We start from the raw sequence: 12,257 nt of genomic DNA, 5'->3' as shown, positions 1-12,257 counted from the left end.
GCCGGCCAAGTTAGTCTTGGCTACGCGAGTTCTCCGGATAAAGGGTTCCAAAGAATCTGTCCCAAAGAGAAGTATAAAAACCGAAATTATAATCTTCTTCCAGATGATGTCTAGCGTGAAAAGTGCTCGTCGTAAGCACGTTGAATAAATGAGAACGAAGCCATTTTTCCGACAAAGGCTCCACTCCCAAATGCCCAATCATACCAAACACAACATTTACCCCGAGATAAAAACTCATCCCAAGCCAAGAGGAATCGTAAATACGAATCACTAATAACCAAAGAGCTCCAAAACCCAGGGCTTCGAAAGGATTCAGAACAAATAGAGTTAAAGGACGAGGATTATCATATCTATGGTGGGTTCTATGAGCGAATCTATATATAAACGGAATATGAGCGATCCTATGCAGTAAATACATACCGGCATCCATAACGAAAAGAAGGATCAAAATATCAACTAATGCAAATATCCCGGTATCGCTCCTAAAATGAATAGAACCTGTTCTCCAAAGCCAAAGTCCGAGTAACGTAATAAAAGTATTGAGAAGTATAGTAGAGATCGCTAATAAGATCTCCTTCGGTTCGATTTTCGGTGGAGGGACCGGAACAATACGACGATGAGCGTAACGTTTAGCCAGCAGATTTCCAATACACACCGAACAAGTGAAGATTAGAAGATTTTCAATCAAGAATAATAAAGCAGCCCAAGTATAAGAAATTTCTTGGAGAAATAGAATTACTTCGTTTCCAAAATCATACATAAGTTTTATTGAATTTAAAATTCCGCCTTGCACCAAATAGTCGAAAATGTTAAACTGTGCCGAATTCCGGAAATTAAAAGTGAAACACGTCTCTATCTTCTTCTATATTTTACTTATATTCTTACAAGTCCAATGCGGGACTTATTTACTTTTCGATTCATACGAAAAACATTACAAAAGCGACGAGACAAATCTGTCGTATCTGCTCGCATTATTAGGATCAGGTGACCTACCTCTATTAAACGTTCAGTCCGTCAGTTGGATAGTGTTCCCGGCTACTAGTCTAACATTCTCCCGAGGAGGTGGTGATAGTTTTTCGGTCGGAATGGCGAATCCTTTAGGTTGTGGCTCTTTAGGCTCAAATTTAAGCGTATTGCTAAACTCCGACGGAGTCCCTTTAAGCTTAGGTCCTACAGAGTTTGGCGGGGACGGATGCGGAGAGGATGCAGAAGGATTCGTTTCTTCAACTATAAATGTTACAGGAACAGTTCCCGGAAAAGGGCGGGTAATCGCTAAACTTGCTTCTTACAATATGTTTTCCAATTTCCCCGGTCTTTATGCAGGCCAGATTGTTGGAGTTGTGAACGTGACTGTCTTGCCAAGCGTCAGCAGTTCTTCAACTCCGTAACTCTCCAAGCGAAGGCGAAATTCAAACCTTCGTAGTCTTCCATCCGCCTTTTCTGAATAACCAAAGAGTAAACAATCCTACGGAAGTTTCCGTAATCATACTTGCCCAAAAAACTCCGGAATATCCGTACGAAAGAACCTTCGCTAAAACGTAAGCAAAAGGAATTTGCAATATCCAAAAGAATACAAGATTAATTAACGTAGGAGTAGTAGTATCTCCCGCTCCGTTAAAGGCCTGAACGCTGACCATCCACCAAGCATATACAAAATAGGAAAAGGAAACGATCCCCAACCACTCGGAACCGATAGAGATCACTTTTGCATCTTCGGTAAAGATCGACATAAGAGATTCTCTGAAAATAAAATAACAGATGGAAACTCCGATCAGAAAGACCATATTCCATACTCCAACAATCCAAACGGATCGCTCCGCGCGATCCGGCCTCCCTGCCCCTAAATTCTGACCGACAAGAGTCGCAACCGCGTTCGACATTCCCCAAGAAGGCATCAGAGTAAACATCATGATCCGAAGAGCGATCGTTGCTCCAGCCACCGCTTCGCTTCCGAATTCAGAAATAATCCTCACAAGAAAGATCCATGAGGTCATTCCGATAATCGTTTGTCCGATCCCACCTAAGGAAGTGCGAACGATATCCGAGATGATCTTCCAGTGAATACTGATCTGGGAACGAAGCACTCGAATATGTTTACCACCTTTCAGAAGCAGATAGAATTGGACAAGAACTCCGACCCCTCGACCGATATTCGTAGCAATTGCGGCACCTTCGATACCCATTGCCGGGACTGGACCGAAGCCGAAGATAAAGATCGGATCCAGGATCATATTGAGACCATTAGAAATCCATAAAACTCTCATTGCGATCGCCGCGTCTCCAGCGCCTCTAAAAACCGCATTGAGACCGAACAAAAGCATGATTACGATATTTCCGCCAAAGATCCACTGAGTGTAACGAGATCCATGCTCGACAACCCAAGGATCACCACCCATGAGTAAAAGAAGATCTTTTGCAAACCAAACTCCGAAGATCGCAAACGGTAAGGAAACAAGAATCGAAAGAAAAACGGATTGAACTGCTGCGATCCCTGCTTGCTCCTTATCCCCTTCTCCGATCCTTCTTGCAATGATCGCAGTCACGGCAGTGGATAAACCGATGGCGAGGGAATAAAGAAGAAACAAATACGTCTCCGTAAGCCCGACCGCAGCAACGGCCGAAGGACCTAAGGCGCCGACAAAATAAATATCAACGACAGCAAACGCCGACTCCATGACCAATTCCAAAACCATCGGAACGGAGAGTAAAAAAACGGCCTTGCCGAGTGAAATTTGGGTGTAATCCGCTTCCGTTCCCGTAAGCGCTTTTCTTAATTCCCCCCAAAGGGACGTCCCTTTAGATTCTAACTTTGGATCTTTTTGTATCGCTTCCATAAATATAGCCTGTGCCGATCATACTCATTACTCTCGCCGAAAAAGACAAAACATTTTGCACCTTACGACCAAAAAGCCGAAGTTTGCACCTTCGTTCAGCTTGGCATTTTAATAAATTCCAATATATGGGAGTTATCTGCTGGGCGTTCCCGCGAGTAAAAACACCAATAATAGCACTTTTATTGAAAACTCGCGGGCCGGGCTACTACGGACTACGCTTCGCTTCGGCCTACTCGCCTTCGGCTGCGTGGTCCGCTTACGCGTCCTGCGTATCCCTAACGCTGCGACACTAGGAGCGAGTTAACGACCGTGTAAGTGAGGCAGGGCCGTATTTTCATTATGAAGGAAATTTTCAGATCCCCCATTAAGGAATTCACATCCTGCAAAACGTCTTATTTTTCGGGTTCCACTTAAGACGAGTAATTATCTTAAAGAAGCTTAAATAAGCAAAAAGAATATTTAAGTTTACGGAGTTAAAGTTAAATAAGGACAGGGGTTTTGGAGAATAATTATTCCTCGTGAAAGGGAGCAGTGTCTAAAACTTTCATGGGTCTGATAAAAAATAAGTGAATACTATTTTTCCATTCCAGTTTTCTTTTCTAAGGAATCTACTAATTCGAAGACATTAAATAAAGGTAGAGGAGGAGCATGGACCCCTCCCTTTTGCAATAAAGATTGTATAGTTTCCCTAACATACGGTAAAATTGGAACTATCGAATTGTATTTGATAAATTTCTCCAAATCCATCTTGTCGGACTCTTTTAAATCGTATACGGCAACATATTCCACAAAACAACGAAGGCTCTCGTTTTTTGAACTTACAAGAATTCCTAAATGTTTGGCTAAAACGGTTTTATCATTATTTATCTCATCGGAAATGATCGGCTCATAAGCGATCGATTCGCCTTCCGGTAACACGGGAGTCCTGGAAAATTCGCAAACTGTCAATACGATATTCCGAAGTTGGATTTCCTTCGTTTCAATATTAGGCTGACTCATATAATTTATTCGTCCAAACTTTCTTCTCGCTTACGGATCTAGTGAGATCCTTTTCCTTTTCGGAGAAAAATTCTGCCCAGCCTAAATTCGGCTTATGATGAACGTTTGTTTCACGCTCGGAATTTTGGCGTACGGTTTCGTACCGAACGTAGTCACGGAAATAAGCAAAACCAAGCGGACAACTTTCCTGCACGTAACGTTTTCCCAATGCATACAAAACTTTGGCGACTTGTTTTACGGTCACATTTTCCGATCCTCCGAGAAGCCGAGAAATATAACCTGGAGTTACCTGTAAACGTTCTGCAAGTTCCTTTTGATTGATCCCAATCCCTTGCATTGCGTTAGAGATCAAATCTGCTGTCTTCATTACTGCATCCGTCTCGATACGCATTAACGCCAGTTTATCTAATGCCTGTTCCTCAAGACCTAACGTTAAAAAATCATAATGTTCACTCATCAATTTTCCTTCCTTTAATGAAAGAATTCTTAATCAGATTGGCTCTTTCTATTTCTTCTTTTCTTGTTCTCTGACTCTTCTTTATGAAGTGGTGAGTCAAAACGATCACACCTCTGATTTGCGGATCGTAGAAAAAAGTAACCCGTAAACCCGTCTCCTTTACCTTAAATTCAAAAATATCACCTTCCAAATACTTAAGCTGTGTTTCATTTCCCCAAGGCCCGGTTTCCGAGAAACGGCGAAAGAAATGGTCCAGTTTTGAAAAATTCGTTTTCTCTGCGGAAGTCAACGCTCCATTAATAAAACCAGCCTTTAGCACCTTAAAATACTCAAAGAATGAAGAATTTCCCGACTCTGTTAAAGCAGCAATAATACAAAACTTGCTACCCTTCTGGATTAGCCAGCCGCCATGTTCTTTTCTATTCTCGGATTCCACAATCTTGGACTTTACCTATAGGTAAACAAGCATTTTCAAGGAGGGTTTTCCCTGAATTATGTCAAGATTGCAAAATACCCTGTATTCTTGTCCCTAATTTTACCTGTACGAATTCCGGAATCTGCATTCAGAAATTTGTCCAGAGAGGGCTGATAATGCTAAATTGTATAAACCATCAACAGACAAAATGCTTTGTAAGGAAAACTTAATAAAGCCTTGCGGATGTATCGTATGAAGAAATTATAACTATTATAGAAAGAAACTCTCAGGAATCGAAGCTCAGGCTTATGGCAATTAAAAAATCGGAATTATATTCATCTCTTTGGGCAAGCTGCGACGAATTAAGAGGAGGAATGGATGCCTCCCAATACAAGGATTACGTTCTTGTAATGCTTTTCGTCAAATACATCAGTGACCGATATTCGGGCGAAAAATTCTCTCCTATTGTTATTCCAAAAGGAGCGAGTTTTCAGGATATGATCGCGCTCAAAGGCAAAAAGACCATTGGAGATGATATCAATAAAAAAATCCTTGGTCCAATTGGAGAAGCTAATCAAATCTCCGATTTTCCAGATTTTAATGATGTAAATAAACTGGGAAGCGGACAAGATATGGTAGATAAACTTACCAATCTAATCGGTATTTTCGAAAATCCAGATTTAAATTTTTCTAATAATCGAGCGGATGGGGACGATATCCTAGGGGATGCCTACGAATATCTGATGCGCCATTTTGCTACGGAGAGTGGAAAGAGCAAGGGCCAGTTCTATACTCCTTCCGAAGTGAGTCGCATTATGGCCAAAGTAATCGGAGTTTCCGCCAGCAATCGTTCCGATATTACTGCGTATGATCCGACTGCCGGGTCCGGTTCTTTACTTCTAAAGGTTGCCGATGAAGCAGGAAAAAAACTCACATTATATGGCCAAGAAATGGATGTCGCGACCGCTGCGTTAGCTCGGATGAATATGATTCTTCATGACAATCCATCTGCTCTAATCAGACAAGGGAACACACTTTCTAATCCGCTTTTTTTATCCGATAAAGGTTCTTTAAAACAATTCGACTATTTTGTATCCAATCCACCTTTTTCCTTTAAGTCTTGGAGTAATGGAGTAGATCCCGTTAATGATCCGTATGAAAGATTCAAAAACTTTGGAACTCCTCCTTCCAAAAACGGAGACTTTGCATTTTTACTCCATGCCATCCGGTCTTTGAAAAGTACAGGAAAAGGAGCAATCATTCTTCCGCATGGAGTTCTATTCAGAGGAAATACAGAAGCGGAGATTCGAAAAAATCTGATCCAAAAAGGATATATCAAAGGAATTATCGGGCTTCCAGCTAACTTATTTTACGGAACAGGAATCCCTGCCTGCATCTTAGTCATCGATAAAGAGAAAGCCGAAACAAGACAGGAACTCTTTATCATTGATGCCTCCAAAGGATTTATTAAAGACGGAAATAAAAACCGACTCCGGGAACAAGACATCCACAAGATTGTAGATATTTTTAATAAACAGATCGAACTCCCCAAATACAGCAGAAGGGTTCCCATATCCGAAATCCAAGAGAAGGAATACAATTTAAATATCCCAAGATACATTGATAGCCAGGAAGAAGAAGACATCCAAGATATAGAAGCACATCTCCAAGGAGGAATCCCAAAATCGGATATAGATGCTTTACATTCTTATTGGGAAATTTGTCCCGGACTCTCTTCTTCGTTATTTGCAAAAGACCGAAAAGGGTATATGAAATTAAAGATTCCGAAGGAAGAAATCAAAAAAACGATTTTCGCAAATCCTGAATTTTTGGCGTACGGGAAACGAGTGGGAACAATCTTTTCCAAATGGAAAGAAGAGCATCTGGAATTCTGCAAATCAATCGGGAAGACCACAAAACCGAAACTCTTTATCCAAGAACTTTCCGAATCTCTTTTAGAAGCTTTTAGCTCCATTCCTTTACTCGATAAATATGATGTTTACCAACACCTAATGACTCATTGGTTGGAATCCATGCAGGATGACGTGTATCTCATTGTAGAAGATGGCTGGAAGGTCGGCAGCGAAATAGAAACCGAGTTAGACAAGAAGGGTAAAATCCTCCGTCAGGATGGAAAGCTTATCCCAAAATCGATTATAGGCCGAATCTTTTTTCAAGAAGGACTTAACCAAATAGAAACTTTGGAGTCAGAACGCGATACTTTGGTTCAAAAATTGGAAGAACTGGAAGAAGAACATGGTGGTGAAGAAGGCCTATTGGCAGAATGCAAGTCTGAGAAAGACAGTCTTTCTGCTAAACTCGCCCTAGCCCGACTTAAAACGATACAGTCAGATCCGGATGCAAAGGAAGAAAAACAAGCGATAGAAACCTATTTGCAGTATGCGGAGAAAGAAAGTGAAACCAATCGTAAAATCAAAAATGCAGAAAAAGAATTAGAAACCAAGATCTTAGCAAAGTACAAATCCTTAAAAATCGAAGAAATCAAAACCTTGGTAGTGGAAGAAAAATGGTTCAGACAACTCTCCGAAGACATCCAGTCTGAACAAAATCGAATCAGCCAAAGACTTACCGGACGCATCCAAGAACTCGCAGAACGTTATGAAACTACTGTGAAAGAAATCCAATCAGAAGTGGAATCCTTAGAATCTAAAGTGAATTCTCATCTAGAGAAAATGGGGTTTGTATGGAAGTAAAGGAGGGATATAAGCAGACTGAAGTGGGAATCATTCCAGAGGATTGGGAGGTAGCAAGGCTTGGAAACCTCATAAATAATATCGAGTATGGGTCTTCGACCAAATCGAAATTCGTTGGTAAAATTCCAGTATTGCGAATGGGCAATATCCAAGACGGGAAGATCGATTGGGATAATCTTGTCTTCACAGACAATGAAACAGAGATTCAAAAGTATTTATTAAATAAAGGCAATGTACTTTTCAATAGGACCAATACAATCGACCTTGTAGGAAAAACAGCGATTTATAATGGCGAACGTCCCGCAATTTTCGCGGGATATCTAATTCGCATAAAAGTTTCAGATTCCCTACTTAATGCTGAATACTTAAATTATTTCCTTAATACAAAACCTGCAAAAAAACACGGTAGGTTAGTTTTAAGTATTGCGGTAGGCCAAGCAAATATCAATGGGCAAAAATTAAAAAATTATCCAATCCCCCTCCCTCCCAAGCTCGCCGAACAAGAAGCGATTGCCACAGTCCTCTCTGATACCGACGCTCTGATCTCTAGCTTAGAAACTCTTCTCTCTAAAAAACGACAGATCAAACTTGGAACAATGCAGGAACTTCTGACAGGAAAGCGAAGATTGCCTGGGTTTACTGGAGAATGGGAAACAAAAAATCTTGCTGAAGTATGCAATAAAATTACCACAGGAAAATTAGACGCAAATGCCATGTCAGAAACTGGCGAATATAGATTTTATACATGCGCGAAAGAATATTATTATATAGATTACTACGCTTTTAATACCGAGGCCTTGCTTATTTCTGGAAATGGCGCTAATGTGGGATATATTCATTATTTTAAAGGGAAGTTCAACGCTTATCAAAGAACTTATGTTTTAACCGATTTCACAGCAAATCCGATTTATTTAAAAATATATTTGGAATCAAACTTCAAAAATCGAATCAATACAGAAGTCAATGCTGGAAACACTCCGTACATTAAAATGAATACGATTTCAGAGATGGAAATATCCCTTCCGCCCACTCTCGCCGAACAAACCGCAATCGCCTCCGTCCTCTCCGATATGGATTCCGAAATCGAAGTCTTAGAAAAAAAAATCTCCAAATACAAACAGATAAAACAAGGAATGATGCAAAAGCTCCTTACAGGAGAAATTCGCCTGATATGAAACAATATATCCGTATCATGTTGGGAAGAAAGAGTATTTATGCAGATCAATGTATACGTGAAGGATTCATCGGCTGTGATTTCGATATCTATGAGGATCTGACAAGTAAACTTCCGGAAAACTGGAAAGAGTTCAATCGGAAATACATTCCAGTTTATCTAAAAGCCAATCCGGAAAAAGGAAAAGTTTCCGCCGGACTTGCCTGCGGAGCCTTGTATACAATTGCCAAAGGAATCCAGATTGGAGATATCGTTCTCTCTCCGAATGGCTTTGGAGGATATGCAATTGGGGAAGTAACGGAAAATTATTGGTATGAACCAGGAGCCATTCTCCCCCATCGTAGGAAAGTCCATTGGTACCAAAGAGTCATAGATCGAAGGGAAATGAGCCAGGAATTGCGAAATTCTTCCGGATCCATCGGAACTGTGAGCGATGTTTCTCGTTATGCGCCGGAAATCGAATCCTTTTTGGTCGGCTCTAAACTTCCCACCTTATATTCCACGGATGAAACAGTAGAGGATCCGAATGTTTTCGCATTAGAAAAACATTTAGAAGATTTTTTAGTAGCCAATTGGACTCAAACGGAACTGGGAAAGGAATATGATATTTTTGAAGATGAAGGAGAACCTGTTGGTCAACAATATCGGGTAGATAGTGGGAATATCGATATTTTAGCTATTAGCAAAGATAAAAAAGAACTCCTGGTCGTCGAACTCAAAAAGGGAAGAGCCAGTGACTCTGTAGTTGGACAAATCCAACGTTATATGGGCTTTGTCCTACAAGAATTAGCCGAAGAAAACCAAACCGTAAAAGGAATTATCATTGCTTTAGAAGATGATCCTAAAATAAAAAGAGCGCTTGCAGTAACTCAAAATATCGAGTTCTATCGTTACCAAATCCAATTCAAGTTGCTCAAAAGTTAATATGGACAAGATCGGACAATCGGAGAAAACCACCCAGGATAGGATCGTTCGCCTTTTCCAGGAAGAGTTAGGGTATTCTTTCCTAGGAAACTGGAAATCCCGAAGCAATTCCAATATCGAATCCGCTTTGTTGACCGCGTATTTGAAAAGATGCGAAATCCCGGACACTCAGATCGATCGCACTTTAGACGTTCTGAAAAGAACTGCAACAAATTACGAAAAGACTCTATATGAGAAAAACAAGGAATTCTATTCTTTACTTCGGTATGGGATCCCGGTCAAGGAAGAAGTGGGTGAGAATACGCTTACCATTCCAGTCATTGATTGGGAACATCCTACGCGGAACGATTTTGCCATTGCAGAAGAAGTGACAGTCTATGGCCGAGCAGAAAAAAGACCGGACTTAGTATTGTATGTAAATGGAATTGCATTGGCGGTCATCGAGCTTAAGAGCAGTACCCATTCCATCGGGGAAGGAATTCGCCAAAGCATCCTAAATCAAAGACCAGAATTCATTCAGGATTTTTTCTCTACAGTTCAGTTTATCTTTGCCGGAAACGACACCGAAGGATTGCGGTATGGAACGATCGAAACCAAGGAAAAATATTTTCTAAAATGGAAAGAGGATATCGAAGACGTATCCAGACTCCAAATCGATAAGTATTTTCTTAAACTATGCAATAAGGAAAGATTTTTAGAGATTATTCATAATTTCACCATATTCGACGGAGGTACTAGAAAGCTTCCTCGCCCTCATCAGTATTTCGCAATTAAAGCCGCCCAAAAATTTGTAGAACGAAAAGAAGGGGGGATTATCTGGCATACCCAAGGTAGTGGCAAAAGTATTTTGATGGTATTCCTCGCAAAATGGATCTTGGAACACAATCCGAAAGCAAGGGTCGCAATCATTACGGATCGCGAAGAGTTGGATAAGCAGATCAAAAAAGTGTTCGAGCAGGCTGGCGAAAAAATATATCGAACAAGTAGCGGTCAGGACTTATTAAAACAATTAAGCCAACCAATGTCAAGGCTCCTCTGCTCATTGATCCATAAATTTGGAAGAAGGGATGTGGATGATTTCAATGCCTTCTTAAACGAAATCAAAAATTCCACTGTTGTCCCTCAAGGTGAACTTTTCGTTTTTGTCGACGAAGCACACCGTACCCAATCTGGAAAACTCCAATTATTAATGAAAGCTATCTTAAAGACTGCTGTGTTTATCGGTTTTACAGGAACTCCGCTTCTTAAAAAAGATAAAAAGACTACCTTAGAAGTTTTCGGAAGATATATCCACACCTACAAATTCAACGAAGCAGTAGAAGACGAAGTCGTGTTAGATCTAATGTACGAAGCTCGTGATATCGACCAAAGACTTTCTTCTCCGGAAAAAGTGGACACTTGGTTCCAAGCAAAAACGAAAGGACTCAATAATTATCAAAAACATGAGTTAAAAAAGAAATGGGGAACGATGCAAAAAGTTCTGAGCTCCAAATCCAGAATGGAAAAGATCGTCCAAGATATCATTTTCGATTTTAGCACAAAACCTATCTTAAGTTCGGAGTACGGAAACGCAATTTTGGTTGCAGGCAGCATATATGAAGCCTGTAAATACTACGAGCTATTTCAGAACACAGAACTAAAGAATAAATCCGCTATCATCACTTCTTATAATCCATCGGCAGGAGATATCCGAACGGAAGATACCGGCGAGAATACCGAAACGGAAAAAGAATTTATCTATAAAACCTACAAAAATCTGTTAGGCACTAAGTCGACAGAAACGTATGAAGATGATGCCAAGCGGGTCTTTATCGATGAACCGGTGAAAATGAGATTGTTAATCGTAGTCGACAAACTTTTAACCGGCTTCGACGCGCCTTCTTGCTCCTATATTTATTTGGATAAATCAATGCAGGACCATGGGCTCTTCCAGGCAATTTGCAGAGTGAACCGACTGGATGGAGAGGAAAAACAATTCGGTTATATTGTAGATTATAAGGATTTATTCAAGAAAGTAGAAAATGCTGTCGCCGTGTATACGTCCGAAATGGATTTAACAAATGCCACAAGAGAAGATAGCGAAATCATTCTAAAAGACCGCTTAAAGACAGCCAAAGATAAATTAGAGAATGCATTAGAAGAAATAGAGATGCTCTGCGAATCAGTCGAACCCCCAAAATCCCTGCTTCATTATATTCAGTATTTTTGCGGAAATCCCGAAGTTTCTGAAGAATTAAGAGATACAGAATTTAGACGAGCCTCACTTTACAAATTAACTGCAAATTTAGTTCGATCTTTTTCAAATATTTGTAACGAACTCGAAGAAGCAAATTTTACAACAACCGAAATCGAAAGAATTCGCGAGCGAGTTGAATTCTATCGCGACTTGAGGGAAACAATCCGAAGAGCGAGCAATGAAATTATTGACCTCAAATCGTATGAAGCGGATATGCACTTCTTGATCGATCACTATATCCAGGCCGATGAATCGAGAAAAATATCCCGTTTCGATGATATGGCACTTTTGGATATTATAGAAAAATTAGGTATAGCAAAAGCCATCGAAACTCTACCACAGGCAATCCAAGTTGACCATGAAGCATCGGCGGAAACAATAGAAAACAATATTCGCCAGAAAATCATCCAAAATCATCTGTCAGATCCAGCATTCTATAGCGAGATGAGTGAATTACTATTTTCGCTGATTCAGAGAAGAAAATTTGAAGCTTTAAACTATGAA

General features: G+C 40.3%; 10 protein-coding genes (1 of these 10 running past the window's edge). 5 read left to right on the top strand and 5 right to left on the bottom strand.

Features of this window, described 5'->3' with window-relative positions; all coding sequences use genetic code 11:
• Window positions 1-10 precede the first annotated feature (10 nt).
• Window positions 11-760, bottom strand: coding sequence for a sterol desaturase family protein (locus AB3N61_RS03570; RefSeq protein WP_367898494.1), 750 nt, complete (start codon window positions 758-760; stop codon window positions 11-13).
• 79 nt (window positions 761-839) lie between these two features.
• On the opposite strand from AB3N61_RS03570, the gene AB3N61_RS03565 reads away from it, so the two are divergent.
• Window positions 840-1,388 carry a hypothetical protein gene (locus AB3N61_RS03565; RefSeq protein ID WP_367898493.1) on the top strand — a complete coding sequence of 183 codons (549 nt, stop codon included), beginning with the start codon at window positions 840-842 and terminating at the stop codon, window positions 1,386-1,388.
• A gap of 21 nt (window positions 1,389-1,409) precedes the next feature.
• On the opposite strand, the gene AB3N61_RS03560 is transcribed toward AB3N61_RS03565, so the two are convergent.
• The 4 genes from AB3N61_RS03560 to AB3N61_RS03545 form a co-directional block, all read right to left on the bottom strand.
• A complete protein-coding gene (locus AB3N61_RS03560) occupies window positions 1,410-2,834 on the bottom strand; it encodes an MATE family efflux transporter (protein WP_020771364.1) in 1,425 nt (474 codons plus the stop codon).
• 573 nt (window positions 2,835-3,407) lie between these two features.
• On the bottom strand, window positions 3,408-3,833 hold the full coding sequence (locus tag AB3N61_RS03555) for a protein-export chaperone SecB (protein ID WP_020771491.1): 426 nt from the start codon (window positions 3,831-3,833) through the stop codon (window positions 3,408-3,410).
• Window positions 3,820-4,290, bottom strand: a complete 471-nt coding sequence (locus AB3N61_RS03550; protein ID WP_020771094.1) for a helix-turn-helix domain-containing protein — start codon at window positions 4,288-4,290, stop codon at window positions 3,820-3,822. Before AB3N61_RS03550 ends, AB3N61_RS03555 begins: the two co-directional genes overlap by 14 nt.
• Entirely contained in the window at window positions 4,283-4,726 is a 444-nt protein-coding gene (locus AB3N61_RS03545) for a type II toxin-antitoxin system RelE/ParE family toxin (protein ID WP_020771245.1), read from the bottom strand. The genes AB3N61_RS03550 and AB3N61_RS03545 overlap by 8 nt, the downstream gene beginning before the upstream one ends.
• Window positions 4,727-5,013: 287 nt before the next feature.
• Here AB3N61_RS03545 and AB3N61_RS03540 point away from each other — a divergent pair, with 287 nt between their 5' ends.
• The 4 genes in view from AB3N61_RS03540 to AB3N61_RS03525 are tightly spaced (at most 1 nt apart) and all read left to right on the top strand, a layout consistent with a single transcriptional unit that may run on beyond the window.
• Window positions 5,014-7,419 carry a type I restriction-modification system subunit M gene (locus AB3N61_RS03540; RefSeq protein WP_020771389.1) on the top strand — a complete coding sequence of 802 codons (2,406 nt, stop codon included), beginning with the start codon at window positions 5,014-5,016 and terminating at the stop codon, window positions 7,417-7,419.
• Window positions 7,410-8,594: a restriction endonuclease subunit S gene (locus AB3N61_RS03535; protein ID WP_052005247.1), complete on the top strand. Its 1,185-nt coding sequence runs from the start codon at window positions 7,410-7,412 to the stop codon at window positions 8,592-8,594. The genes AB3N61_RS03540 and AB3N61_RS03535 overlap by 10 nt, the downstream gene beginning before the upstream one ends.
• Window positions 8,591-9,517 (top strand): endonuclease NucS domain-containing protein, encoded by a 927-nt coding sequence (locus AB3N61_RS03530; RefSeq protein ID WP_020771252.1) that lies wholly within the window; start codon window positions 8,591-8,593, stop codon window positions 9,515-9,517. Before AB3N61_RS03535 ends, AB3N61_RS03530 begins: the two co-directional genes overlap by 4 nt.
• Before the next feature lies 1 nt (window position 9,518).
• Window positions 9,519-12,257, top strand: partial view of a type I restriction endonuclease subunit R gene (locus AB3N61_RS03525; protein WP_020771401.1) — the 5' portion only. The gene runs 297 nt beyond the window's last position; only the first 2,739 of its 3,036 coding nucleotides appear in the window; its start codon is at window positions 9,519-9,521; its stop codon lies beyond the right edge, outside the window.

Source organism: Leptospira sp. WS58.C1, assembly GCF_040833995.1.
Classification (GTDB): domain Bacteria; phylum Spirochaetota; class Leptospiria; order Leptospirales; family Leptospiraceae; genus Leptospira_B; species Leptospira_B cinconiae.
This window is presented reverse-complemented; position numbering and strand designations above follow the sequence as displayed.